Source organism: Sphingomonas sp. MMS12-HWE2-04, assembly GCF_044881185.1.
Lineage (GTDB): Bacteria > Pseudomonadota > Alphaproteobacteria > Sphingomonadales > Sphingomonadaceae > Sphingomonas.
The window spans coordinates 2,645,389-2,670,737 of record NZ_CP173254.1 but is presented as its reverse complement, the minus strand read 5'-3'; the positions used below and the strand labels follow the sequence as shown (position 1 = coordinate 2,670,737).

Here is a 25,349-nt window from a genome sequence, read left to right as displayed (position 1 = left end):
ACGAAGAAGTAACCTTTGTGCCGCGGTGCGAAAATCGCTCGCTATGCTTAACGTTGTCCCGATCCGGGGCAAGCGCGTCAATATGGGGCGATCCGCGGCGCTAGGATACGCATCAGCGCCTCGCAACCCGCGGCGTCGCCCGCGTCGAAGCGGGCGGGCACGGGGCTGTCGAGATCGAGCACGCCGAGCAGTTCGCCCTGGTGGACGATCGGCACGACCAGTTCAGAGCGGCTGGCGGCGTCGCAGGCGATATGGCCGGGAAAGGCGTGGACGTCCTCGACGAGCTGGGTCTCGCGCGTCGCGGCGGCGGCGCCGCACACGCCCTTGCCGAACGGAATGCGGATGCACGCCGCCTTGCCCTGGAACGGCCCGAGCACGAGCTCCTCGTTCACGTTGCGATAGAAGCCCGACCAGTTGAGGTCGGGCAGATACTGGCCGATCAGCGCCGAGACATTGGCCATGTTGGCGATCGGATCGGTCTCGTCCGCAGTGAGCGAATCGAGCGCGGCGGCGAGGTCGCGATACAGGCCGACCTTGTCGTCGGCGGCGATGTCGAAGGCGTACATGGCGAGCGATGTAGGCGATCGCGGCGCGTTAGGGGAGGGGCTGTTCGTAGAGTTCGAGCGGCAGCCCGTCGGGATCGGCGAAGAAAGTGAAGCGCTGGCCGGTATATTCGTCGATGCGCACCGGCTCGGTCTCGACGCCGTGGGCGTGGAGCCGGGCGAGCTCGGCATCGAGATCGGCGACGGTGAAGGCGAGATGGCGCAGGCCGGCGGCTTCGGGGTGGCTCACGCGAGGCGGCGGCGCGGGGAAGGAGAACAGCTCGATCTGCGCATTGCCGGCATCGAGATCGCATTTCCACGAATTGCGTTCTTCGCGAAACACCTCGCGGATCACCGGCAGGCCGAGCGTCTCGACATAGAAGGCTTTCGATCGGGCATAGTCCGAGCAGATCACCGCGATATGGTGGACGCCGCCGATCACTCGAAGCTCACCTTGCCGCGGCCGGCCTTGACCTGGCTGCGGCCTTTCTTGGCGTCGACGCGGCGCGCCTTGGCGGCCTTGCTCGGCTTGGTCTTCACCCGGCGCGCCTGGCGTTCGAGCGCCTTGTCGAGCAGCTCGGCCACGCGCTCGCGGGCGTCGGCGCGGTTGGCGTCCTGGGTGCGGAACTTCCGCGCCGTGATGACGAGTTCGCCGGCGCTGGTCAGTTTGGTGCCGGCTAGGGTCTTGAGTTGCTGATAGGCGTAGGGCGGAAGCCCGAGGCGGAACACGTCGATGCGCAGCTGGACTGCGGTGGCGACCTTGTTGACGTTCTGACCGCCGGGGCCCGAGGCGGCGAGGAATTTCTCCTCGACGATCGCCGCTTCGGGGATCTCAGCCACGGCCGTAATTGGCGCCGAAGCCGACATTGTGGAAGCGCACCGGCAGCGGCGCTTCGCCGTGGACGTCGGGCTTGCCTTCGCGCGGCACGGTGAGCGACAGCGCGTGAAGCATCACCGCGGGGCCGCCGGCGCCATAGACCGGATCGCCCATGATCGGGATGCCGAGGCCTTCGGCGGCATGGATGCGGATTTGGTGGGTGCGGCCGGTCTCGGGATAGAAAGCGAGCAGCGCGCGGCCTTTATGCGCTTCGACCAGCTTCCAGCGGGTGCGCGCGGCCTTGCCCTTGGGATCGCCGCGCATCCGCCACCCGGTCTCGACGCTCGACACCTTGGAAAGCGGCAAGTCGATCATGCCGCTGTCGTCCTCGGGCACGCCATCGAGGATCGCGAGATATTTCTTGGTGACGGTGCCCGCCTCGAACGCCTGGGCGAAGCGCTTGTGCGCCTTGGGATTGCGCGCGAGCAACAGGCAGCCGCTGGTGTCGCGGTCAAGCCGGTGGACGGGCAGGGGCAGGCGCTGGAAGCCGAAGGTCAGCTGGTCGAGCATGTCTTCGAGCGCGGGGGTACGATCGCGCGGGCGATCGACCGGCAAGCCATTGGGCTTGTCGATGATCATCGCCTCGCCGTCGATGAAGAGAACGCGGTCGTGCAGCATGGGCCTGCCTATACGCGCTTGCGCCGGATGCGAAAGAGGCGGCCAGGGGCAACTGGCCGCCTCGCGCGAAGCCGCGCCTCACAGGGGGAGGGGAACGGCGCGGCTTCGGTCGCTCAGGCCGCGGGTGCGGCGAGCTTGTTGGCAACTTCGGCGATGCGGCGGCCCTGGTAGCGCGCGCCGTCGAGCTCGGCCGCGCTCGGCTGGCGGCTGCCATCGCCATCGGCGATCGTCGTCGCGCCATAGGGCGATCCGCCCTTCACTTCGTCGACGCCCATCTGACCCTGATAGCCATAATCGAGGCCGACGATGGTCAGGCCGAAGTGCAGCAGGTTGGTGAGGATCGAGAACAGCGTGGTTTCCTGGCCGCCATGCTGGCTGGCGGTCGAGGTGAAGGCGCCACCGACCTTGCCGTTGAGCTGGCCCTGGAACCACACGCCACCGGCGCGATCCCAGAACGACGCCATCTGGCTCGACATACGGCCGAAGCGGGTCGGCGCGCCGACGATGATGCCGTCATAGCTGGCGAGTTCGTTCACGTCCTCGAGCACCGGATGGCTGTGATCGGCGACGAAGCCGGCTGCGGCTGCGACTTCGGCCGGCGCGGTTTCGGGAACGCGGCGGACATCGACTTCGGCGCCGGCGCTGCGTGCGCCTTCGGCGACGGCATCGGCCATCTTGGCGAGGTGACCGTAGGACGAGTAATAGAGAACGAGGATCTTCGACATAGCTAGGCTCCCTTATTCCGAGTCGACGAGAACGATCTCGGTGTCTTCGATGGCGGTGATAGTGACGGTCTGGCCGCCGGTAAGCGCTGCCCCATCGCGGGCGCCGAAGCGATCACCATTAAGGGTAATCGACCCGACCGCGGGAACGAGATAGGCATGGCGCCCCTCGCCGACCTGATGCTCGATGCTCTCGCCGGCCTTGAGCGTCGCGCCGAGGACGCGGGCATCGGCGCGGATCGGCAGCGCGTCGCCGTCTTCGGCGAAGCCCGAGGCCAGCGTGACGAAGCGGCCCGAGCGATCGCCCTTGGGAAAGGGCTTGGCGCCCCAGCTCGGCTGGCCGCCGGTGCCGCGCGGCTGGATCCAGATCTGGAAGAGCGTGGTAGTTTCGGGCTCGAGATTATATTCGGCATGGCGCACGCCGCTGCCCGCGCTCATCACCTGGACATCGCCGGCGCCGGTCCGGCCCTTGTTGCCCATCGAATCCTGATGGGTGATCGCACCCGAGCGGACATAGGTGATGATCTCCATGTCCTGATGTGGGTGCGGCGGGAAGCCGCTGTTGGCGGCGATCTCGTCGTCGTTCCAGACCCGCAGGGCGCCCCAGCCCATCCGCGCCGGATCATAATAGTCGGCGAAGCTGAAATGATGGCGGGCGTTGAGCCAGCCATGATTGGCATGGCCGAGGCTTTCAAAAGCACGTTTCTCGATCATGACAGAGTTTCCTTGCATGCGACCTAGATAAGTCGCGCTATCGATGCGTAAATGGAAACGTTGGAAACCGATCGTTTCTTTGCTAGCGAATCGCGCAGAAAGGAATGCGCATGAAACTCCCCGATTTCGAGGCCTGGGCGATATTCGCCAGCGTGGTCGAGCATCGCTCGTTCAGTGCTGCCGCGGATGCGCTGGGGGTTTCCAAGGCGACGGTTTCGAAGGCGATCACGCGGTTGGAGGGCAAGCTGCAGACGAGCCTGTTCCACCGGACCTCGCGGCGGCTGACGCTCACCGACAGCGGCCGCGGGCTGGCCGAACATGCCCAGCGCATCCTTTCCGAAGGCATTGCGGCAGACGAGGCGGCGTTCGAATTGGCGAGTGCGCCGGCCGGGCTGGTGCGGCTCGCCGCGCCGCTGACCTTCGGGATCAAGCATCTCGGGCCGGTGCTTGCCGAATTCATGACGATGCACCCCGGCATCAAGATCGACCTGCGCCTCTCCGACGCGTTCGTCGACATCGTCGGCGAAGGCATCGACATCGCGCTGCGAATCGCCGAACTGCCCGATTCATCGCTGCGCGCGCGCCGGCTGGGGGCGGTATCGACGCACATCGTCGGCGCGCCGGGCTATTTCGATCGGGCCGGGCGGCCGCGGCATCCCGCCGATCTCGCGCACCATGCCTGCTTCGTCTACACCAATACCGCAACTCCGGAGCTGTGGCGCTTCCGCCGCGCGGGGGGCGAGGAAGCAGCGGTGCGGATCGACGGCCCGGTGCGCACCGACAATGGCGACGCGATGCTGCCGGCGTTGCGCGCGGGGCTGGGCGTGGCGCGACTGCCGGGCTTTCTGATCGACGAGGATCTTGCCGCCGGGCGGCTGGAGGCGGTTTTGGAAGAATGGTCCGGCGGATCGGCCGGTCTCCATTTGTTAACCCCACCTGGTGCATTGCGTCCGGCACGGGTCGAGGCGCTGATCGAATTCCTCACCGATCGGCTGCGAAGGACCTGCGGAGACGTGCATAAGGACTCGACTCCGTAACGAGTTTGAGTCCGCCGCTACGTACAAATCCTACAACTCGTGGAACAAGGCCGGTTATCCAGAAATTAACCTTTTGCCTTCAGACAGGCTTAGGTTAATGAATTCGTCCAGCGCGTCGGCCAGCGGGGCTTAAAACGCGTCCAATGGACAGGGGAACCGACGATGCGCGTGCTGCTGATCGAAGACGAACCTTCGACCGCCAAGGCGATTGAGCTGATGCTCTCGACCGAGGGGTTCAACGTCTACACGACCGATCTGGGCGAAGAAGGCCTCGATCTGGCGAAGCTGTATGATTACGATATCATCCTGCTCGACCTGAACCTGCCGGACATGCACGGCTATGACGTTCTGAAGAAGGTCCGGGTCGCCCGCGTCTCGACGCCGGTGCTGATCCTTTCGGGCATCAATGAAATGGATTCGAAGGTGCGTTCGTTCGGCTTCGGTGCCGACGATTACGTCACCAAGCCCTTCCACCGCGAAGAGCTGATCGCGCGCATTCATGCCGTGGTTCGCCGCTCGAAGGGCCATTCGCAGTCGGTCATCCGCACCGGCAAGCTGGCCGTGAACCTCGACGCCAAGACCGTCGAAGTCGATGGTGCCCGCGTGCACCTGACCGGCAAGGAATATGCGATGCTGGAGCTGCTCTCGCTCCGCAAGGGCACCACGCTCACCAAGGAAATGTTCCTCAACCACCTCTATGGTGGGATGGACGAGCCCGAGCTCAAGATCATCGACGTGTTCATCTGCAAGCTGCGCAAGAAGCTGAGCATGGCATGCGAGGGCGAGAATTACATCGAGACCGTCTGGGGCCGCGGCTATGTGCTGCGCGAGCCCGAGGGCGCCGAGAACGCGGTTACCGCGGTCGCCTGACCTCCGATTTACCGAAGCACGCATGAGGCCGTGGTTCCCCGCTGGGACCGCGGCCTTTTTTCGTTCGAGTTAACCGCGCGGCGCTCGGCCCGTCGCCAGGCGGCGCGCCTCGGCATGGCGCTCGGCGCGATCGAGCAGGGCCTCGAGATCCTCGCGGCTGACGTCGAAGGTCTCGCCCGATTCCGCCAGCGCCGCGTCGATATCTTCCATCAGCAGCCGCGGACGATCGGGGACCTTCATCGGGCGATGCGGATAGCTGTGGCCCGAGACGCGGTGGAAGGCGAAGCCGATCACGGCAAGCAGCGCGGCGTTGAGCCCGATCGGAACCAGCGCAAAGGCATAGCCCTGGGCGAGCAGCGCGGGCGCGAGCACGGGCAGCAGCACGGTGCCGCCGCCGGGCGGGTGCAGGCAGCGCAGCGCCGACATTATGAGGATCGCGACGCCGACTGCGACGCCTGCCGCGAGCGCGCCCTGGCCGAGAAGGTGCGCGACGGCGACACCGACAAGCGCCGAGACGATATTGCCGCCGATGATCGGCCAGGGCTGGGCCAGCGGGCTCGACGGCACCGCGAACAACAACACCGCCGATGCGCCGAGCGGCGCGGCAAGCAGCAAGCCGTGGCTTGGTGACACTAAGGTGGAGATCGCGGCGCACAGGCCGATTCCCACAACGGCGCCGATGCCAGCGATGGTCCGTTCACGCCAGTTCGCGCCCGCCAGCAGCAGGGCGAAGCGGCCCCCGGACCCGTCCATTATTTGCGCTGCCAGGCGCGGTTGCCCCCGATCCAGGTCTCGAGCACCTTGGTGGCGCGCAGATCGCCCGGGGCGGCGAGCATCGGATCGCGATCGAGGATCAGAAAGTCGGCGCGCATGCCAGGAGCGAGACGGCCGATCCGGTCTTCGGCGAAACCGGCATAGGCGGCGCCGGTGGTGAAGCCGGCCCAACCCTGTTCGCGGGTCACCGCCTCCTGCGGGCGCCAGCCGCCGAACGGCTGCCCGTCGGCGTCCTGCCGGGTGAACGACGCCGCCCAGCCGGCCCAAGGATCGGGGCTCTCGACCGGATAGTCCGAACCGAAGGCGAGCTTGGCGCCGTTCTGGAGCATCGAGCGCCAAGCATAGGCGCCGGCCAGCCGCGCCTCGCCGAGACGGGCCTCGGCCATGGTACGGTCTGAGGTCTGGTGGACCGGCTGCATCGAAGCGATCGTGCCGAACTTGCCGAAGCGCGGCAGATCCTTGGGATCGACGATCTGGGCATGTTCGATCCGCCAACGGCGATCACCCTTGTACGTGTCGGACAAGACCTCGATCGCATCGAGCACCTGCTGATTGGCGCGGTCGCCGATCGCGTGAACGGCGATCTGGAAGCCGTCCATCGAGCCGCGAATCATCATGTTGAGCAACTGGTCGTCGGCGAGGAAGCCGAGGCCCTTATTGCCCGGCGCATCGGCATAATCGGCCTTGAGCCAGGCGCCGCGCGAGCCAAGCGCGCCATCGGCATAGAGCTTGATCCCGCCCATGCGGAGCCGGTCGTCATAGAGCCACGGCGTCGGCGCCTGGCCGCCGACCGCGAGCGCAGCTTCGACGCCGTGCGCATAGCTCATGATCCGCACCTTGAGCAGCCCGAGATCGCCCATCCGGCGATAGGTGAGCCAATCGTCGACGCTGGTGCCCATATCGGCAGTCGCGGTGATGCCCAGCGCCATCAGCCGATCCTGCGCGGCGAGGAAGGCGGCGTTGCGCTCGCGCGGGGTAGGCGCGGGGATGGCCTTGGTGAGCAGCGCCATCGCGCCGTCGACGAGCACGCCGGCGGGCTTGCCGCCCGCCGCGCGCTCGATCCGGCCGCCATTGGGGTCCCTGGTCGCAGCGGTGAGGCCGGCAACGTCGAGCGCGCGGCTATTCGCCCAGCCGGCATGGCCGTCGACGCGCTCGAGCCAGACCGGCCGGTCGCTGACGGCGCGATCGAGATCGGCTGCGGTGGGGAAGCGGCCGAGCTTCCACCGCTCCTGGTTCCAGCCGCTGCCGACGACCCATTTGGTCGGGTTGGCGGCGGCATAAGCGCGGATCTTGTCGAGCGCTTCGTCGAGCGAATTGGTCTGCGAGAGGTCGAGCTGGAGCAACTGTGCGCCGAGCCCCATGACATGCCCATGCGCATCGATCATGCCGGGCACGAGCGTCTTGCCGCCCATGTCGATCTTCCATTCGACCTTTTTCGGCCGCTTCTCGCCGCTTGCCAGCACCCGGGTGATCTTGCCGTCGCGGGCGAACATCAGCCCGGTGAAGCGCTGGACCTGGCCCTGCGCGTCGAGGGTCATGCCGTTGACATTGTCGACCAGCCCGTCGGCGCGGGCCACGCCGGGAAGGAGGAGAACGAGCGGGGCGAGCAGGCGCGCAAGGGATTTGAACATCGAGCGCGGGCATAGGGCCTGTTCCCCCGCCGCGCCAGATGGTCTAGGCGAAGGCATTATGGCCACCAAAGCAGCATCGGCGACCGCGCCGCTCCCCGTTTCGATCGATGACGTCCGTGCAGCGCAGGCGCGCATTGCCGGCCAGATCGTGCGGACGCCGACGCTGATTAGCCGGACGCTCTCGGAGCTGACCGGCGCCACGGTCTATCTCAAGTTCGAGAACCTGCAGTTCACTGCGGCGTACAAGGAACGCGGCGCACTCAACACGCTGTTGCAGCTCGATGAGGCGGCACGCGCCAAGGGCGTGATCGCGGCCTCGGCGGGCAATCACGCGCAGGGGCTCGCTTATCATGCGACGCGGCTGGGCATCCCCAGCACGATCGTGATGCCCAAGAACACGCCGACGGTGAAGATCACCCAGACCGAGGGGCATGGCGCCAATGTCGTGCTGTTCGGCGAGACCTTCGACGCTGCCTATGCCCATTCGCGCGAGCTCGAGGCCGAGCAGGGCCTGACCTTCGTCCACCCGTTCGACGATGTTCGCGTGATCGCGGGGCAGGGCACCGTGGCGATGGAGATGCTCGAGGACGTGCCGCAGCTCGACACGCTGGTCGTGCCGATCGGCGGCGGCGGGCTGATCTCGGGCAGCGCGACGGTCGCCAAGTCGGAGGGACGCAGGCTCGAAGTGATCGGGGTGCAGGCCGAGCTCTACCCCTCGATGTATAACCGCATCCACCATACCGACATGCCGTGCGCGGGCGATACGCTGGCCGAGGGCATCGCTGTCAAGCAGCCGGGCGGGATCACCGCCAAGATGGTCGAGACGCTGGTCGACGACATCGTGCTGGTCAGCGAGCGGCGGCTGGAGGAATTGGTGAGCCTGCTGCTCCAGATCGAGAAGACCGTGGTCGAGGGCGCCGGCGCGGCGGGGCTGGCGGCGCTGCTCGCCGAGCCCGAGCGCTTCAAGGGCAAGACCGTCGGCATCATCCTGTGCGGCGGCAATATCGACACGCGGCTGCTCGCCAATGTGCTGCTGCGCGATCTCGCTCGCTCGGGCCGGCTGGCGCGGCTGCGGCTGCGGCTGCAGGACCGGCCGGGCGCGCTGTTCCACGTCTCGCGGATCTTCCACGAGCAGGGCGTGAACATCATCGAAGTCTATCACCAGCGCGTGTTCACCACGCTGCCGGCCAAAGGGCTGATCACCGACATCGAATGCGAGACGCGCGATCGCAACCATCTCGACCGGCTGATCACCGCGCTGCGCCGCGCGCAATATGAAGTGAGCCAGGTCGAACTGGCCTGAGGCCGTGATCCCCGGCATTGCGCCGGGGCGCGGCCAAGCGAATCGCGCGTGCGGCGAAGCGAGCCGCACGGCGATTCTCGCGGATTAATCGCTGGTATATGCTGCGCGTGCGCGCGGCAGCCTTGCCGTCCCAAAAGTTAACATCGTTCGGCCGCCACCCGCGTCCGGCGGGCGCAACGCCTTGTGTTTGCGTAAAGTCCAATCTTGGCGGCGTTAACTTTCTTTCATGGTAAAGCGGCTTTTCATCATGCATCCGCCGCTCCATAGTCCGCGTTGAAAGACCGATTCCGATGGTCTGAGCAAAGGCGAACCAGCGGTGACTGCACTTTCCCGTTTCCCGCGTTTCTTCGTGACCAGCCCCTCGCCCTGTCCGTATCTGCCGGGGCGGCAGGAGCGGAAGATCTTCACCGAGCTTAGCGGGCAGCACGCCGGCGAGCTCAACGACGCACTGGGCCGGATCGGCTTCCGCCGCAGCCAGTCGGTCGCGTACCGGCCGAGCTGCGCGGGCTGCACCGCCTGCGTCTCGGTCCGCGTGGTGGCCGATCAGTTCAAGCCCAATGCTAGCCAGCGCAAGCTGCTCAAGCGCTATGCCGATCTCGAAGTCACGGCGTGCAAGCCCTGGGCGACCGAGGAGCAGTTCGAGCTTCTCCACCGCTATCTCAAGGCCCGGCACCCGGGCGGCGGCATGGCCGCGATGGACGAGAGCGACTATGCCGACATGGTCGAGCAGTCGCCGGTCAGCTCGTACGTGATCGAATATCGCGAGCCGAGCGTCGACGGCGTGCGCGGCCGCCTGATCGGCGCGTGCATCACCGATCAGCAGGCCGACGGCCTCTCGATGATCTACAGCTTCTTCGCCGCCGACGACGAGGGCCGGCCGGGGCTAGGCAACTTCATCATCATCGATCACATCCTGCGCAGCCGCGCGGCGAACCTGCCCTATGTCTATCTCGGCTATTGGGTGAAGGGCAGCGAGCGGATGGCGTACAAGACGCGCTATCGCCCGATCGAAGTGCTCGGCCCGAGCGGCTGGTCGCTGCTCACCGACGAAGACCTCGCGCCGGTCGCCGCGCCGGTGCGCGTCAGCGAATTCGCCTGATCATTCCTCGCCGCCGAGCTGGTCGACGCTGAGCGCGACGTCGAGCTGCTCCTCGCCATGCCCGACCCGGGTGCCCGCGATCGACGCGGCACCGGCGGCATCGAGTCCCACTGCGACGCGGATATAGGTTTCGTCCGGGCAATGGCCTGCGACAGGATCGAAGCCGACCCAGCCCAGCCCTTCGACATGCGCCTCTGCCCAGGCATGCGGTGCGCACGGGGCGCCCTCGTGGATGCGGTAGCCCGAGACGTAGCGTGCCGGCAGCGTCAGGCAGCGGGCTGCGGCGATGAACATCTGCGCGACGTCGCGCGAGGTTGCGTCGCCGCTGGCAAATGCCTCGGCGGCGGAAACGCCGGTATCGGGGGCATCGGGAGCGCAACGAAAGCGCGCGTGGAGCCCCGCATTGAGCGCGTGGAGCCGGGCGAGCGGATCGGAGGCACTGCCGGCGATGTCGCGCGCGAAGGCGGGCAGGCCGTCGCCGGCAAGCGTGCGCGGCGTCGCGCGCAGATAGAGCAGAGGCGGCAGCGGCTCCGCCGATCCGTGCACCACGCCGTTGGTATCGGCGGTGAGCACTTCGCCGGTCACCGTGATGTCGATCGCCTCGATCGGTCCCTCGGCATAGAGCATGGTCACGGCATTGCCGAGGCCGTCGACGGCATCGCGCATGCGGGCGTCGCAATCGACGCCGATCATCCAGCTCACCACGGTCTGATCCTGGGTGTCGCACGGCGTCAGGCGCAGCATCTGGACGAGCCGGGCCTGCGGCTCGGAGAAGCGGTAGCGCGAGCGATGTTCGACGGCGATGCGCAACCGGGCCTCCCTAGATGAAGCGGAATTGGCGGGCGATTGCGGCGTCGAGCATGCCGTTCTCGCGGATAAAGGCAGTGAGATATTCGTGCAGGCCGCTAACGATAACCTCCGGCGTGCGCGTCTTTTGCATCCGCGCCATGCGCGCGCGCGCCATCCGATCGGCCTCGCCCTGCAGGCCGGTGCGCTTGGCGAGCGCGCTGAGCAGGCTGACGCTCTCCTCGACACAGGCGGCAAGGCTGCGCGGCAGCTCGAACCGGCTGATCAGCAAGTCGATGACATTGGCCGGCTGGAGCCCGTCCGAATAGAGCCAGCGATAAGCAGTGACCGCCGAGACAGTCTGGAGGATCGTCGTCCACTGATCGCGATCGACGACGCCGCCGACCGGCTCGCCCTTGGGCAAGAGCAGGTGATATTTGACGTCGACCAGCCGCGCGGTGTTGTCGGCGCGCTCGATCGCGGCGCCGAGCTGGATCAGGAAGGTCGCCTCGTTGCGCATCATCCGGTGGACGGCGCCTTCGAAGCCGCGCGTCTCGCCCTTGACCTGTTCGAGCAGGCCGAGCGTCTGGGTGGCGCCGCCGGTGGTCGCGCGATTGCTGAACAGCAGCCACGCGCGGTTGATCGCGGTCCAGGCATCGCGGGTAAGCGCGGTGCGGACGGCGCGGGCATTGTTGCGCGCCATTTCCAGGCAGCGGATCAGCGAGCCGCGATTGCTGGCGTCGAGCGTCAGGAAGCGCGCGACCTCCGCCTGGGTCAGCGGGCGGCCCGTGGCGGCGAACGCCTCGTCGGTATAGCTGACCGCGAGCGCGCTCTGCCACGCGGCCTCGCCCGCGGGCCGCGCGGAGAGTGCATCGAGCCGCACGGTGGCCTCGACCAGGCGCGCGATGAAATCGGCGCGCTCGACATAGCGGCCGAGCCAGTAGAGCGCCGCGGCGGTGCGCGAGAGCATCAGCATGCGGCTAGCCCTGGCCCTGCGATCGCGACTGGCCTTGCGATTGCCCCTGCGATTGCGACCCGCGTTCCTCCAGCAGCACGAAGCTGTCCTTCGTCCCGCCACCCTGGCTGGAGTTCACCACCAGCGAGCCTTCGCGCAGCGCGACGCGGGTGAGGCCGCCGGGGACGACGCGGACCCGGTCGCTGCCGGTGAGCACGAAGGGGCGGAAATCGACATGGCGGGGGGCGAGCCCGGCCTCGACCAGCGTAGGCACGGTCGACAGTGCGAGGGTGGGCTGGGCGATATAGCGGTGCGGCTCGGCGATCAGCGCGGCGCGGAAGTCCTCGATCTGCGCCTTGGTCGCTGTCGGGCCGACGAGCATGCCGTAGCCGCCCGATCCGTCGACCAGCTTGACCACGAGTTCGGGCAGATGCTCGAGCACATATTTGAGCGCCTGCGGCTCGCGGCAGCGGAAGGTCTCGACATTGGGCAGCTTGACCTCGCCGCCCGAATAGAAGCGGACGATCTCGGGCATGTAGCTGTAGATCGCCTTGTCGTCGGCGATGCCGTTGCCCGGCGCGTTGAGGATCGCGACATTGCCGGCGCGATAGGCCGCGATCAGGCCGGGGACACCGAGCAGCGAATTGGGGCGGAAGGCGAGCGGATCGAGATAATCGTCGTCGATGCGGCGATAGATCACATCGACCTTCACCCGGCCGGCGATCGTCTGCACCCAGACCTTGTCGTCATCGACCACGAGATCGGCGGCCTCGACCAGCTCGATCCCCATCGAATCGGCAAGGAAGCTGTGTTCGTAATAGGCCGAGTTGAAATGCCCCGGGGTGAGCACGACGCAGGCCGGCTTGGCATTCGATCCGGGCGCGACCGAACGCATCGTCTCGAGCAGCATGTCGGGATAGGAATCGACCGCCGCCACTCGGAAGGCGCGGAACAGTTCGGGGCAAAGGCGCAGCATCGCCTCGCGATTTTCGAGCATGTACGACACGCCCGAAGGGGTGCGGGCATTGTCCTCGAGGACGTGGAAATCGTTGGGCCCGGTGCGGACGAGATCGATCCCGCAGATATGCGCCCAGATGCCGTGCGGCGGGCGAATCCCGGCGACTTCGGGGCGGAACTGCTCGTTGTGATAGATCAGCTCGGGCGGGATAATCCCTTCGGCGAGGATGCGGCGCTCGCCGTAAATATCCTCAAGAAACGCATTGATCGCCTCGACTCGCTGGACCAGTCCGTCGCACAGCCGCGTCCATTCTTCGTGGAGGAAGACGCGGGGCACGATGTCGAAAGGAATGATCCGTTCGGCGGCGTCGCTGTCGCCATAGACCGCGAAGGTGATGCCGAGCTGGCGGAACGCGGCTTCGGCCGATTGCTGGCGGCGTTCCAGCTCCGCAGCAGGCGTGTCGGTCAGCCACTGCGCAAGCGACGCGAATGCCGCGCGCGGCTCCGCCGGCCCGCCATGCCCCCAAATCTCGTCGAACGCCCCCTGTGATTCCATCGAGGCTCCCAAGTGCCGAAAAAGCCGACTGGTTCCATGCTGCAACGCTTTGTTGCGTCGCACAAGGGGCGTTCGTCAGTGTTAAGTCAGGGTCTGGCGGGCTCCGAAAGAGCGCGGAGCAGGGACTGGGTGAGGACTTGGGGCAGGACTTCGGGCTCGGCGCTGCCGGGCTTGTACCAGAGATAGAGCGGAACGCCGGCGCGGTTGTGCGCCTCGATGAAGCGGCCGAGCGCGGGATCGCCATTGGTCCAGTCGCCCACCAGTACCGCGACCTTGCCGGCGGCGAGGGCGTCGGAGACGGCGCGGGTCTCGATCACCGCCTTCTCGTTGACCTTGCAGGTGACGCACCAGTCGGCGGTGAAATAGGCGAAGACCGGGCGACCCTCGGCACGAAGCTGGGCGAGGCGGGCTTCGCTAAAGGGTTCGCCTGATCCGGTTCGCTGCCGAGCCTCGGCGGGAGCGTGGCGGACGATCGCCAGTGCGCCGAGGGCGAGGAGCAGCAGCGGCAACGCCGGAAGCCAGGCGCGTGTGAGGCCGCGCGCCTGTCGGCGGCCAGCCCACCACAGGCCGAGGCTGGCGAGCAGCGCGGCGCCGAGGCCGAGCGCCATGCCGTCGACACCTGCCTGCTTGCCGAGCACCCAGGCGAGCGCGAGCGCAGTGACGAACATCGGCACCGAAAGGATCCGCCGCAGCGTCGCCATCCACGCGCCGGGCCTGGGCAGCCTGCGGCGCAGCGCGGGGATGAAGCCGAGCAGCAGGAAGGGCAAGGCGATGCCGAGCCCGAGCCCGGCAAAGATCGCCAGCGCGGCAGGCCAGGGCAGGATCAGCGCCGCGCCCAATGCCGCGCCCATGAACGGGCCGGTGCACGGCGTGGCCACGAAGGCGGCGAGCGCGCCGGTGAGGAAGGCGCCGCCGCGTCCGCCGGCCGCGGCGCGGTTGATCGCGCCCGGTGCGTTGATCTCGAACAGCCCGGCGAGGTTGAGCGCGATTGCGGTGACCAGCAGGAGGAGCAGCAGGATCACGCGCGGATCCTGGAGCTGGAACGCCCATCCCAGCGCGGCGCCGCCGGCGCGCAGGCCCAGCAGCGCGCCGCCGAGCGCGAGACAGGTGAGCACTACGCCGGCGGTGTAGGCGAGCGCATCGCCGCGCGCGCCGGCATCGTCCCCGCCCGCCTTGGCGAGGCTCAGCGCCTTGAGGCTGAGGATCGGGAAGACGCAGGGCATGACGTTGAGGATCACGCCGCCGATCACCGCGCTGAGGAAGGCGACCAGTGCAGCGCCGAGCCAGTCGGTGCGCGTTTCGGACGCCGGGGCGACGGTGCCGGGGGCGGCGCTGACGATGAAGCCCTGGCTGCCAAAGGCGAGCACGCCGTCCAGCCTCGCCGGCGCGCGCTTGACGGGTGCCTCTACCACGATCCGATCGCCGTCGCGGACGACGCGCTGCGGAGCGGCATAGTCGATCGCGCCCTCGGTGAGCGGGAAGAAATAGGGGTCGCCGCTGGCCGCGGCGCTGGCCGGGAAGGGGATTCCCAGCCGCAGCGTGGTGCCGGCGACCTGGTAGCTGCCCTCAGCGCCGAGCGGGCGGGGCAGCGCGGCGCGCCAGCCGTCGAAGCGCGCGCGGCGGGCGGAGTCGACTGCGCCGTCGCCGACCACGAGCTGGGTGGCGAGCTCGGCCTTTTCGGGGACGCAAAGCGCATCGGTGCAGACCAGATAGTCGAGCTTGACCCGTACCGGCAGCGCGGTGCCCGGCGTCGCATCCGCCGGCACCTTGAGCGTCACCAGCGGCGCGAAGGGACGCTCATAGACATAGTTCATCAGCCCCGAGATCAGCAGCCGCTGCGGCACCGGATAGCGCGCCGGCCCCGCGCTGGCGCCGGGCGGAAGCGTCCATGTCGCCTTGGCGGGAAGGCCGGCATCTCCCGGATTTTCCCAATAGGCGTGCCACCCCGGCTGGGGCGTCGACTCGAAGGCGAGCGTGACCTCGCTGCCCGGCGCCGGGCGATCGCTCTCGGCGACCAACGCGATGCGAACGTGCGGCCCCGATGCAGGCTGCGCCGCGGCGGGCGCCGCGAGCAGGACCAGCCAGCCGAGGATCAGGGCCGCGACGCGCATCACTTACACGTCGTGCCCGGACCGGCATCGAGATCGAGGCAGCGCCCATCGATCTGCACGGGAACCGGCACGCCGATCAGCGCGGCGAGGGTGGGGGCGATGTCCACCGTCTCGACCGAGAGCGGCTGCTCAAACCCGGTCATCCCCTTGCGCCAGAACAGCATCGGCACCCGGCGATCATAATCCCAGAAGCTGCCATGGGTCGCGACGCCGCCGAGCTTGGGATTGGGAATGGGAGTGATGCGCGGCTTGAGCGAGACGACGAAATCGCCCGAACGACCGGCATAATAGGAATTGCGTGCGCGCTCGAGCAGCGACCAGGTCTCGGGCGGGCCCTTGGGCGCGGGCGTGGCGAGGATCTGGGCGGCGGTGAACACGGCCTGGACCTGCGGATGCGCAGCGTAGCGCTTGATCGCCGCGGCCTGGACGGCGGCGCGCTGCGCCTTGGTGAGGCCAGGTTCGATATAGATGTCGCCGGCCACGTCGCCGCGCAGCAACTCGCCCTTGAGACCGAGGGTGGCGGCGATTGCCTTGCCGACCTCTTCCGGCTCGAGCGCCGCATCGACGCGCGCGGCCATCGGCGCGGCGTGATCGCGGTTGCGCTCGGGCAGGTCGTGGCCGCCATGATCGGCGGTCAGCACCACGGCATAGTCTACGCCGGTGCTGTCGAGCACGGCGAACAGCTTGCCCAGCGTCTGATCGAGCGAGAGCAGCTGCAGGCACATCTCGCTGCCTTCGGTGCCGTTGCCATGGCCGACATAGTCGGTGGCCGAGGCGCCGACGATGAGCAGGTCGGTATGGCCGTTCTGGCCGAGCTTCATGTCGGTGGCGAGGCCGGCGCCGAGCGCGAGAATCGATTCGTCGAATTCGGGCGAGGCGCGGAAGGCGCGGGCATCGCCGGCGGCGCGGGCGAAGCGGCCGTCGCCGACGCTGAGCCCGCCGGGCAGCGCGATCGCGCGGCTGCGGGCGCGGCAGAAGGCGGGCAGCTCCAGCGGCGCCTGCTCCTCGGCGATGCGCGTAGCGACGCTGGCATTGATCCGATCGACCATCGCCGGCCTGGCGCGATCGGCATAGGAGACGAAGGCCTTGCCGTCCCACCACCACAGCTCGTCGACCTTGTGGCCGCCCATCATCACTGCGGCGCGATCCTTGCCGGCGACCGAGACGACGCGGCTCTGGGGATCGGCGAGCTTCATCCACTCGCCGAGCGTCGGCACCTTCAGATGCTTGTCGGAGACGGTGTATTTGGACGAGGTGCTGCCGGGAACGCTCTCGTCCTCGGCGCAATAGACCTGCTTGTCTTCGCGCGGGGCGGAAAAGTCGGTCCAATTATTGGCGATGATGCCGGTGCGCGAAGGGTGATCGCCGGTGAGGATGGTGGAGTGGCCCGGGCAGGTCTCGGTCGCGGCGTGGCTCTGATAGCCCGAGGGGAAGACTGCGCCGGACATCAGCCGGGCGAAGCCCGCGGTGAACTGGCTGCGATATTCGGCGAAGAGATCGGCGGAGAACTGGTCGACCGAGATGACGACGAGCAGGCGGGGCGGCGTTGCGGGTGCGGGGGCCGGCGCCGTTGTGGGCGCGGGCGCCTGCTGGGCCAGGGCCGGGGCAGCGGTGACAAGGCCGAGCGCGAGCGCAGCGGACCGGAACTTCTTCATGAACAGCTCCACACGAAAAGGGTGCGGAGACTCGGCCGCCGCGGCGCAGGGACTAGCGCGCGCGGGGGTGTCCAGCAATGGCGTCAACGCCTCCGTTCGAAGGCGCGGATGCCGGGGCCGAGCTGGTTCTGACCGGGCGCGCCGAACTGGCCGGTGAAGTCGGCGACGAAGGCGGGGTTGCCGGTGGCGCCGGGCGCCATCGTTGCGGTGTTGCCGGTGATGCTGAGGCCGGTGGCGGGATAGGTCCGCCCCTCGGCAGCGACGACGATCAGCCCGGAATTATTCTCCTTGGCGCGGCCCTGGACGAAGGTGTTGCCGGTGATCGTGCCGGTGCCGCCTTCGGACAAGTCGATCATGTAATTGGTCTTGCTGCCCTTGCTGTCATCGAAGCTGTTGCCGGTGATCTCCACGCGGCGGGCGCGCAGCTTGACGTAATGCCCGCCGGTGCCGCGCTCGAAGCGGGAATGGGTGACGGTCACCAGCCCGTCGACCGCGAGATAGATCGAGTGGCTGCAATTCTCGGTTTCGCACTGGCCGAGGCCGGAAAAGGTCGAGCGATCGATGGTGATGTGGCGCACCGTCTCGTGCCCGCCGCCGAGGATGCCTTCCTGGCTGTCGAGGAACATCGAATTGCGGACGATCAGGTCTCCCATCTCGATGCGGATGCCGGCGCCGTTGCCGTCGTTCACCGAATAGCCGCGGAAGACGATGCCATCGACGACCGAGCCGCGCCCGCGCAGCACGAAGCCGGCCTTGTCCTCGCAGGTCTCGGCTTCGAAGATCGCGGTGCCGGGCTTCACTGCCTTGAAGGTGATCTTGCCGCCGGTCTGGACGGTGCACTGGCGATAGGTGCCCGGCGCGATCAGGATCGTCGCGGTGCCGTCGCGCACCGCAGTGACCGCATCGTCGATCGTGGCATAGCCTTGCCCGGTCTCGGCGATGACGAACGGGGCTTGCTGCTGGGCAGCGGCCGGTGCGGCGAGCAAGGCGGCGAGAAGGACGATCTGGCGCATGGTCTCAGCCTGCCATCCCAGGCGTTAAGGACGCGCTACCGCAGCGTCTTGATGATCCCCGAAAAGTCGAGCGTCGCGCCCTCCCCGTCGACGAAGGCGGCATAGAGCTCCTCGGCGCGCTGGCCCATCGGGGTTTGCGCACCGACGCTCGCCGCCGCTTCCATCGCGAGCTTGAGATCCTTGAGCATCAGCGGCGCGGCGAACCCGCCCTGATAGTCGCGGTCCGCAGGGCTTTCGGGGCCGACGCCGGGGACCGGGCAATAGCTGGTCATCGACCAGCTCTGGCCCGAGCTGACCGAGGCGATGTCGTAGAAGCGCTGCGGATCGAGCCCGAGCTTCTCGGCCAGCGCAAAGGCCTCGCAGGTCGCGATCATCGTCGCGCCAAGGATCATGTTGTTGCAGATCTTGGCGCCCTGGCCTGCGCCGCCGACCCCGGCATGGATCACCGCCTTGCCCATGTCCGCCAGGAAAGGCTCGGCGCGGGCAAAGGCTTCGGCGCTGCCGCCGACCATGAAGGTGAGCGACCCGGCATTGGCCGCGGCGATCCCGCCCGAAACCGGGGCATCGACCGCCATCAGCCCGCGCGCGGCGGCGGCTTCGGCGACCCGGCGCGCGGTATCGACGTCGATCGTCGAGCAATCGATCAGGATCGCGCCGGGCTCGGCATGATCGAACACCGCATCGGCATAGACCGCCTCAACATGCCGCCCGGCGGGCAGCATCGTTATGATCGCCTCGGCGCCCTCGATCGCTTCGATCGCGGAAGACGCGGGAAGGCAGCCGGCCTTTTTCGCCTTGTCGAGTGCTGCGTGGTTCAAGTCGAACGCGCGGACGTCGTGCCCGTTTTTGGCGAGGTTTGCGGCCATGCCGCCGCCCATATTGCCCAGCCCGATGAATGCGATCCGCGCCATCCTACTTCCCCGTCCAGTTGCCCGGCCGCTTCTCGACGAACGCCGCCATGCCTTCCTTCTGATCGGCGGTGCCGAACAGCGCGTGGAACAGGCGCCGCTCGAACTGGACGCCTTGGGCCAGCGTGGTCTCATAGGCGGCGTTGACCATTTCCTTGTTGGCCAGCACCGCGAGCGGCGCCATCGACGCGATCGTAGCCGCGGTCTTCAGCGCATCCTCGACCAGATCGGCAGCGGGGACGATGCGGGCGACCAGCCCGGCGCGCTCGGCCTCGGCGGCATCGATCATCCGGCCGGTGAGGCACATCTCCATCGCCTTGGCCTTGCCCACGGCGCGCGTGAGCCGCTGCGAGCCGCCCATGCCGGGCGAGACGGCGAGCTTGATCTCGGGCTGGCCGAACCTGGCGCTGTCGGCGGCGAGGATGAAGTCGCACATCATCGCCAGCTCGCAGCCGCCGCCCAGCGCATAGCCGGCGACCGCAGCGATGATCGGCTTGCGCGTGCGGGTGAACGCGTCCCAGCCGGCGAAGAAATCATGGCCATACATGTCGGCAAAGCCCTGCGCCTGCATCTCCTTGATGTCGGCGCCAGCGGCAAAAGCCTTTTCGCTGCCGGTGATCACCGCGCAACCCTGCGAGGCGTCCTTATCGAAGGCCGCCATGGCATCGAGCAGTTCGGACAGGATCTGGCTGTTGAGCGCGTTGAGCGCCTGGGGCCGGTTGAGCGTGACCAGCGTGACGGCGTCGCGCTGTTCGACGAGGAGGGTTTCGTAGGCCATGGTTACTCCTTCGGCGCCCATGCCTGATCGTCGGGCAGGGGCGCGAAAATCTGATCGATGACGTGATCGCTGACGCCTTCGGGCGTGGCGGGCTGCCAGCGCGGGGCATTGTCCTTGTCGACGATCACCGCGCGGACGCCCTCGGCGAAGTCGGGGCGCTGGACCACCCTGCTGGCAACCGCGAATTCCTGGCGCATCTCGTCTTCGAAGCTGGGCATGTGCCGGCCTTCGCGGACGAGGTGAAGCGAGACCTTCATCGACTGGGGAGACTTGGTGGCCAGCGTGGCGCGCTGGGCGGCCGCCCATTCGCCGCCATCGGCCTCGAGCCCGGCGAGGATTTCCTCGAGCGTGTCGGCGGCGAACAGGCGGTCGATCTCGGCGCGGTGCGCGAGGATTGCAGCCTCACCCGCTTCAACGGCGAGGGCATCGAGTGTCGCGGCCATCGCCTGCGGATCACCGACGATATCGGATTTTGCCTGATCAAGCTTCCCGGCGGGGAGGTAGTGCGTGGCGAGGCCTAGCGCGAGGCAGTCCGCACCGTTCAGCCGTGCCCCCGTCAACGCGATGAACTCGCCAAGATGGCCGGGGAGGCGCGAGAGATACCAGCCGCCGCCGACATCGGGGAACAGGCCGATCCCGGTCTCGGGCATCGCAAACCTGGTGTTCTCGGTCGCCACCCGGAACTTGGCCGGCATCGCGATGCCGACGCCGCCGCCCATGGTGATGCCGTCCATGAACGCCACCACCGGCTTGGCATAAGTGAACAGCGCGTGGTTGAGCTGATATTCGAGGCGGAAGAAGGCGCGCGCCGCCTCGCCGTCGCCGGCACCGCTCTCGGCGATCATCCTGATATCGCCGCCCGCGCAGAAACCGCGACCCTCGGCGTGATCGATCAGCACGGCCTCGACGCCGGTGTCGGCGCGCCACGCCGTCAGCGCGTCAAGCATCGCGGTGCACATGCCGGTATTGAGTGCGTGGATTGCCTTAGGCCGGTTAAGCCGGATGCGGCCGACGCGGCCTTCGACGAAGGTGAGGACGTCGTTCAAAATGATCCTCCCCGGCACGGGGAGAGGGACCGCGCCCGCAGGGCGTGGTGGAGGAGCCCCTCCACCGGCAATTCCGTAGGAGGCGCACCCCCTCCACCATGCTGCGCATGGTCCCCCTCCCCGTACCGGGGAGGATCCAAGAAGATCATGCTCATTGCCGTGTCAGCTCCCGCCCGATGATCATCCGCATGACCTGGTTGGTGCCTTCGAGGATCGAATGGACGCGCAGGTCGCGCCAGAAGCGCTCGATCGGATAATCCATCAGATAGCCATAGCCGCCGAACAGCTGCAGCGCACGGTCGACCACGGTGCTGCCGGTGTCGGTGGCGAGGCGCTTGGCCATCGCGGCGAACTTGGTCTTGTCCGGCGCGCCTTCGGTCACCTTGGCGGCGGCGAGATAGAGCAGCGCGCGGGCGGCTTCGAGTTCGGTCGCCATATCGGCGAGGGCGAATTGCGTGTTCTGGAAGTCGGCGATCGGCTTGCCGAACTGCTGGCGGTCCTTGGTATAGGCGATCGCCTCGTCGAGGCAGCGTTGCGCGCCGCCCAGCGAGCAGGCACCGATGTTGAGCCGGCCGCCGTCCAGGCCCATCATCGCGAAGCGGAAGCCCTCGCCTTCTTCGCCGACGCGGTTCTCGACCGGCACGCGGACATCCTCGAACGTGACCTGGCGGGTGGGCTGCGAATGCCAGCCGAGCTTGCGCTCATTGGCGCCGAAGCTGACGCCGGGCATGTCCTTCTCGATCACCAGGCAGGAAATCCCCTTGGGACCTTCCTCGCCGGTGCGGACCATGGTGACGTAGATCTCGTTCTCGCCGGCGCCGCTGATGAACTGCTTCGATCCGTTGACGATATAATGGTCGCCGTCGCGAACCGCCCTGGTCTTGAGCGCGGCCGCGTCGGAACCCGAACTCGGCTCGGTCAGGCAATAGCTCGCCAGCCGCTCCATCGTGATCAGGCTGGGGAGGTACTTGGCCTTGAGCGCCTGGCTGGCGAAGCTGTCGATCATCCAGCTCGCCATATTGTGGATCGAGATGAACGCGCTGGTCGACGGGCAGCCATAGGCCATCGCCTCCATGATCAGCGCGGCCTCGAGCCGGCCGAGGCCGATCCCGCCGCTCTCCTCGGACACATAGATAGAGGCGAAGCCGAGCTCGGCCGCGGCACGGATCGTGTCGCGCGGGAAGATGTGCTTCTCGTCCCATTCCGCGGCGTGCGGCGTGATCGCGTCCGCTGTGAAGGCGCGCGCCATCTCCTGGATCTGACGTTGCTCGTCGGTGAGGTCGAACTGGGTGGTCATTCTGACTCCGCCGGCAGGAAAAATTCCCAGCCATAGTGATAGCGCATGATGCAATTTTCGGCCGCGGGTGTCCCGAGCTTGGCGCGCGACAGGATCTGGCGGGCACCCGGCTCGCGATCGAGCCCGCTTCCGCGGATCGAAACGTAGAACTGGTCCGTAGGTTCTGCCAACGCCGCGCCGTGCAGCGAGAAGGCAAGCTTGGCGCGAAAGGCATAGGCGCTGTGCCCGCGCGCATAGATCTTCGCATCCTGGCGCGTCTCGATGAGGCGGTCGCGATCGTTCGGCCCGCCCATCAATTCGCTCTCGGTGATCGTATAGCGACCGTGTGGACCATCGATCTCGAGTTGCATGCTCTCGATGCCGAGGTCGCGCTTGGTCACGCGCTCACCGGGAGCCAGCGCAAAGCTGCTATATTTCAGGCACAGCGTGCCCGGGCCGGTGGTCTCCGCGCTTTGTGAGGCTGGCGGTATCGGAAGAAAGGCGAGCAGGGCAATCACGGCGCCGGCTTTTCGTGCAGTACGCGTTCGGCGAAAAGCGGGTTGGCAATCCTGAGATCGTTGCGTTCGTACCAGCGCGGCGCGGGCAGGCCCTTCTCCCAGGCCATCAGCTCGGTGAGGGTGCCGTTGGCGCTGGGCACGTCGGGCGCGGCGGACTTGAGCGGATCGGCATAGGCAGCATCCGCGGTGACGATCTCCCAGCCATCGGCGCGCAGCGCCTTCACGAGGTCGCCGATATAGAGCGCGGCGATGTCGGTCTCGTGGAGCAGCATCACATGCGGCGGCGAGCGGCCGATCGTCTTGACCATCAGCGCGTCGGCGAAGTCGGCGGCCTGGACATGGCTTTCGACATAGAGGTCACGCAGCGCGGTCCGGTCGATCTTTTTGCCGGACTTCGTCGCCGCGACCGTGAGCTGCTCGATATTCCAGTCCGAGGCCTCGGCGGTGACATAACCGTTGGTCATGCCGCGCGCGGCGAGGCCGGCGCGGACGGCGTCGCGCTTCGCCTTGTCCTTGCCGCCCTCGTCGAGAAACGGATAGCGGAACCAGGGGCGGTGGCCGCGGCGCGGGGACAGCCAGGCCTCGGCCTTGTCGAGATCGGCGAGATAGTCGGCGGTCGTGGTCTGGTTGAGATGCAAATGGCTGAAGCCGTGATTGGCGATGACGTGGCCGGCGCGGACATAGCCGTCGACCAGCGCGGCGTCGGCCGGGCCATGGACCTTGCCGGGGTTCACGAAGAACGCCGCCTGGGTGACGCGCGCCTGTTTGAGCGCCGCGATCAGCCGGCGGGCGCGCTCCTGCGGGGTGAAGAAGGCGCCGGGCGCGCGCGGCGCATCGTCGAAGGTGAGCGCAATGCGCTTGGGCGCGGTCTGGGCGTGCGCCGCGGGAAGCGCGACCAGCAGCGCCGCGAGCACGAGCAGGAACCGCTTCATCGGATCACCCCATCGTCGGGATGACGAAGGCGTCCTGGATGCGGCTGGGCCCGCCGTCTTCGGCGCCGCGCGGCAGGTCGCCCGATCCGTCGGGCCAGCGCTGGGTGACCGTCTTGGTCTTGGTCCAGAAGCGGACGCCCTCCATGCCGTGCTGGTTGATGTCGCCGAACGCGCTGCGCTTCCAGCCGCCGAAGCTGTGATAGGCCACCGGCACCGGGATCGGCACGTTGATCCCGACCATGCCCACATTTACGCGGGCCGCGAATTCGCGCGCGGCGTGGCCGTTGCGGGTAAAGATCGCTACGCCGTTGCCATATTGGTGCTCGCTCGGCAGGCGCAGCGCGGTCTCGAAATCGGGGGCGCGGACGATCTGGAGGACGGGCCCGAAGATCTCCTCCTTGTACGCCTGCATGTCGGGCGTGACGCGGTCGAACAGCGACGGGCCGATGAAGAAGCCTTCCTCGTGGCCTTGCAACTGGAAGCCGCGACCGTCGATCACGAGCTCGGCGCCTTCGTCGACCCCCGTCTGGATCCAGTTCTCGACGCGTTGCTTGTGCGCGGCGTTTACCACCGGGCCGTAATGCGCGTCATTGTCGGTCGAGACGCCGACGCGGAGCGCTTCGATTGCGGGGATCAGCTTGGCGCGGAGTGCATCGGCGGTCTTGTCGCCGACGGGGACGACCACCGGCAGCGCCATGCAGCGCTCGCCCGCCGAACCGAACGCGGCGCCCGACAAATCGGCGACGACCTGATCGAGATCGGCATCGGGCATGACGATGCCGTGGTTCTTGGCGCCGCCCATCGCCTGGACGCGCTTGCCGGCCTCGACGCCGCGGCGATAGACATAATGGGCGATGTCGGACGAGCCGACGAAGCTGACCGCGCTGATCGCGGGATGATCGAGGATCGCGTCGACCATTTCCTTGTCGCCATGGACGACCTGGAGGATGCCTTCGGGCAGCCCGGCTTCGAGGAACAGCTCGGCAAGGCGGACGGGGACCGAGGGATCGCGCTCGCTGGGCTTGAGCAGGAAGGCGTTGCCGGTGGCGATGGCGATGCCGGACATCCACAAGGGGATCATCGCCGGGAAGTTGAACGGGGTGATCCCCGCGCCTAGCCCAAGCGGCTGGCGCATCGAATAGACGTCGATGCCGGGGCCGGCGCCCTGGGTATATTCGCCCTTGAGGACATGCGGGATGCCGCAGGCGAACTCGATCACTTCGAGCCCGCGCTGGATGTCGCCCTTCGAATCGGCGATGACCTTGCCGTGCTCGGAGGAAAGCAAGTGGGCAAGGGCGTCGATGTTCGCCTCGACCAGTTCCTTGAACTTGAACAGGACGCGGGCGCGGCGTTGGGGGTTGGTCGCGGCCCAGCCGGGCTGGGCGGCCTGGGCGGCGGCGACGGCGCGGTCGAGATCGGCGGCGGTGCCCAGCGTCACGCGGGCCTGGACCTCGCCGCTATTGGGATCGAAAACCTCGGACGTGCGGCCCACGGTGCCCGCTGCCGAGCCCGCGATCAGATGATCGATCGTACGCATCCCAAATCTCCTGCGCGGCGGGCGCGATGGCCCAACTCGTCGTGTAATTTTATTGCGCAATGGCACAGGGGGCCGAGCCACTCAATCCTCCACACCGCGCATCGCCGCCGGCTTGCCGCGGAAAATTTGCACTT

At 67.5% G+C, this 25,349-nt stretch carries 25 protein-coding genes; 4 read left to right on the top strand and 21 right to left on the bottom strand.

What is annotated here, in order from left to right:
- Window positions 1-77 precede the first annotated feature (77 nt).
- The 6 genes from AB2M62_RS12265 to AB2M62_RS12240 all read right to left on the bottom strand — a co-directional run bounded on the left by AB2M62_RS12265 (window position 78) and on the right by AB2M62_RS12240 (window position 3,473).
- On the bottom strand, window positions 78-566 hold the full coding sequence (locus tag AB2M62_RS12265) for a GAF domain-containing protein (protein WP_404334085.1): 489 nt from the start codon (window positions 564-566) through the stop codon (window positions 78-80).
- A 28-nt stretch (window positions 567-594) separates the two neighbouring features.
- Window positions 595-981, bottom strand: coding sequence for a VOC family protein (locus AB2M62_RS12260; protein WP_404339928.1), 387 nt, complete (start codon window positions 979-981; stop codon window positions 595-597).
- Window positions 981-1,382 (bottom strand): alternative ribosome rescue aminoacyl-tRNA hydrolase ArfB, encoded by a 402-nt coding sequence (gene arfB, locus AB2M62_RS12255; RefSeq protein WP_404334083.1) that lies wholly within the window; start codon window positions 1,380-1,382, stop codon window positions 981-983. The genes AB2M62_RS12260 and arfB overlap by 1 nt, the downstream gene beginning before the upstream one ends.
- A complete protein-coding gene (locus AB2M62_RS12250) occupies window positions 1,375-2,037 on the bottom strand; it encodes an RluA family pseudouridine synthase (protein ID WP_404334081.1) in 663 nt (220 codons plus the stop codon). The genes arfB and AB2M62_RS12250 overlap by 8 nt, the downstream gene beginning before the upstream one ends.
- Window positions 2,038-2,150: 113 nt before the next feature.
- The gene (gene wrbA, locus AB2M62_RS12245) at window positions 2,151-2,762 is read right to left on the bottom strand and encodes an NAD(P)H:quinone oxidoreductase (protein ID WP_404334080.1); all 612 of its coding nucleotides are present in this window, start codon (window positions 2,760-2,762) and stop codon (window positions 2,151-2,153) included.
- A 12-nt stretch (window positions 2,763-2,774) separates the two neighbouring features.
- Window positions 2,775-3,473, bottom strand: coding sequence for a pirin family protein (locus AB2M62_RS12240; RefSeq protein WP_404334078.1), 699 nt, complete (start codon window positions 3,471-3,473; stop codon window positions 2,775-2,777).
- 110 nt (window positions 3,474-3,583) lie between these two features.
- Between AB2M62_RS12240 and AB2M62_RS12235 the strand changes: the two genes are divergently transcribed.
- Complete coding sequence (locus AB2M62_RS12235; RefSeq protein WP_404334076.1) at window positions 3,584-4,510, top strand: LysR substrate-binding domain-containing protein; 927 nt, start codon at window positions 3,584-3,586, stop codon at window positions 4,508-4,510.
- A 162-nt stretch (window positions 4,511-4,672) separates the two neighbouring features.
- Window positions 4,673-5,380 (top strand): response regulator transcription factor CtrA, encoded by a 708-nt coding sequence (gene ctrA, locus AB2M62_RS12230; protein WP_404334075.1) that lies wholly within the window; start codon window positions 4,673-4,675, stop codon window positions 5,378-5,380.
- A 69-nt stretch (window positions 5,381-5,449) separates the two neighbouring features.
- Here the strand turns inward: ctrA and AB2M62_RS12225 are convergent, their stop codons facing one another.
- Complete coding sequence (locus tag AB2M62_RS12225; RefSeq protein WP_404334073.1) at window positions 5,450-6,133, bottom strand: HPP family protein; 684 nt, start codon at window positions 6,131-6,133, stop codon at window positions 5,450-5,452.
- Window positions 6,133-7,785 carry an amidohydrolase gene (locus AB2M62_RS12220; RefSeq protein WP_404334071.1) on the bottom strand — a complete coding sequence of 551 codons (1,653 nt, stop codon included), beginning with the start codon at window positions 7,783-7,785 and terminating at the stop codon, window positions 6,133-6,135. The genes AB2M62_RS12225 and AB2M62_RS12220 overlap by 1 nt, the downstream gene beginning before the upstream one ends.
- A gap of 58 nt (window positions 7,786-7,843) precedes the next feature.
- On the opposite strand from AB2M62_RS12220, the gene AB2M62_RS12215 reads away from it, so the two are divergent.
- Both AB2M62_RS12215 and AB2M62_RS12210 read left to right on the top strand, forming a co-directional pair.
- A complete protein-coding gene (locus AB2M62_RS12215) occupies window positions 7,844-9,088 on the top strand; it encodes a threonine ammonia-lyase (RefSeq protein ID WP_404334070.1) in 1,245 nt (414 codons plus the stop codon).
- 316 nt (window positions 9,089-9,404) lie between these two features.
- Complete coding sequence (locus tag AB2M62_RS12210; RefSeq protein WP_404334068.1) at window positions 9,405-10,187, top strand: arginyltransferase; 783 nt, start codon at window positions 9,405-9,407, stop codon at window positions 10,185-10,187.
- Here the strand turns inward: AB2M62_RS12210 and AB2M62_RS12205 are convergent, their stop codons facing one another.
- The 13 genes from AB2M62_RS12205 to AB2M62_RS12145 form a co-directional block, all read right to left on the bottom strand.
- Window positions 10,188-10,997 carry a transglutaminase domain-containing protein gene (locus AB2M62_RS12205; protein WP_404334067.1) on the bottom strand — a complete coding sequence of 270 codons (810 nt, stop codon included), beginning with the start codon at window positions 10,995-10,997 and terminating at the stop codon, window positions 10,188-10,190.
- A 10-nt stretch (window positions 10,998-11,007) separates the two neighbouring features.
- Window positions 11,008-11,943 (bottom strand): alpha-E domain-containing protein, encoded by a 936-nt coding sequence (locus AB2M62_RS12200; protein WP_404339926.1) that lies wholly within the window; start codon window positions 11,941-11,943, stop codon window positions 11,008-11,010.
- Window positions 11,944-11,953: 10 nt separating this feature from the next.
- A complete protein-coding gene (locus tag AB2M62_RS12195; RefSeq protein ID WP_404334065.1) occupies window positions 11,954-13,441 on the bottom strand; it encodes a circularly permuted type 2 ATP-grasp protein in 1,488 nt (495 codons plus the stop codon).
- Window positions 13,442-13,527: 86 nt separating this feature from the next.
- Window positions 13,528-15,552 (bottom strand): protein-disulfide reductase DsbD family protein, encoded by a 2,025-nt coding sequence (locus tag AB2M62_RS12190; protein WP_404334063.1) that lies wholly within the window; start codon window positions 15,550-15,552, stop codon window positions 13,528-13,530.
- Window positions 15,552-17,207 carry an alkaline phosphatase family protein gene (locus AB2M62_RS12185; RefSeq protein WP_404334061.1) on the bottom strand — a complete coding sequence of 552 codons (1,656 nt, stop codon included), beginning with the start codon at window positions 17,205-17,207 and terminating at the stop codon, window positions 15,552-15,554. The genes AB2M62_RS12190 and AB2M62_RS12185 overlap by 1 nt, the downstream gene beginning before the upstream one ends.
- Window positions 17,208-17,290: 83 nt before the next feature.
- Entirely contained in the window at window positions 17,291-18,220 is a 930-nt protein-coding gene (locus AB2M62_RS12180) for a right-handed parallel beta-helix repeat-containing protein (RefSeq protein ID WP_404334060.1), read from the bottom strand.
- Window positions 18,221-18,255: 35 nt separating this feature from the next.
- Window positions 18,256-19,131 carry a 3-hydroxyisobutyrate dehydrogenase gene (mmsB, locus tag AB2M62_RS12175; RefSeq protein WP_404334058.1) on the bottom strand — a complete coding sequence of 292 codons (876 nt, stop codon included), beginning with the start codon at window positions 19,129-19,131 and terminating at the stop codon, window positions 18,256-18,258.
- A gap of 1 nt (window position 19,132) precedes the next feature.
- Entirely contained in the window at window positions 19,133-19,906 is a 774-nt protein-coding gene (locus AB2M62_RS12170; RefSeq protein WP_404334057.1) for an enoyl-CoA hydratase, read from the bottom strand.
- Between the two features lie 2 nt (window positions 19,907-19,908).
- Window positions 19,909-20,955: an enoyl-CoA hydratase/isomerase family protein gene (locus tag AB2M62_RS12165; protein ID WP_404339924.1), complete on the bottom strand. Its 1,047-nt coding sequence runs from the start codon at window positions 20,953-20,955 to the stop codon at window positions 19,909-19,911.
- A gap of 148 nt (window positions 20,956-21,103) precedes the next feature.
- Window positions 21,104-22,249 carry an acyl-CoA dehydrogenase family protein gene (locus AB2M62_RS12160; RefSeq protein ID WP_404334056.1) on the bottom strand — a complete coding sequence of 382 codons (1,146 nt, stop codon included), beginning with the start codon at window positions 22,247-22,249 and terminating at the stop codon, window positions 21,104-21,106.
- Window positions 22,246-22,746 (bottom strand): hypothetical protein, encoded by a 501-nt coding sequence (locus AB2M62_RS12155; protein ID WP_404334054.1) that lies wholly within the window; start codon window positions 22,744-22,746, stop codon window positions 22,246-22,248. Before AB2M62_RS12155 ends, AB2M62_RS12160 begins: the two co-directional genes overlap by 4 nt.
- Window positions 22,743-23,678: a polysaccharide deacetylase family protein gene (locus tag AB2M62_RS12150; RefSeq protein WP_404334052.1), complete on the bottom strand. Its 936-nt coding sequence runs from the start codon at window positions 23,676-23,678 to the stop codon at window positions 22,743-22,745. Before AB2M62_RS12150 ends, AB2M62_RS12155 begins: the two co-directional genes overlap by 4 nt.
- 4 nt (window positions 23,679-23,682) lie before the next feature.
- Window positions 23,683-25,215 (bottom strand): CoA-acylating methylmalonate-semialdehyde dehydrogenase, encoded by a 1,533-nt coding sequence (locus AB2M62_RS12145; protein ID WP_404334050.1) that lies wholly within the window; start codon window positions 25,213-25,215, stop codon window positions 23,683-23,685.
- Window positions 25,216-25,349: the final 134 nt, after the last annotated feature.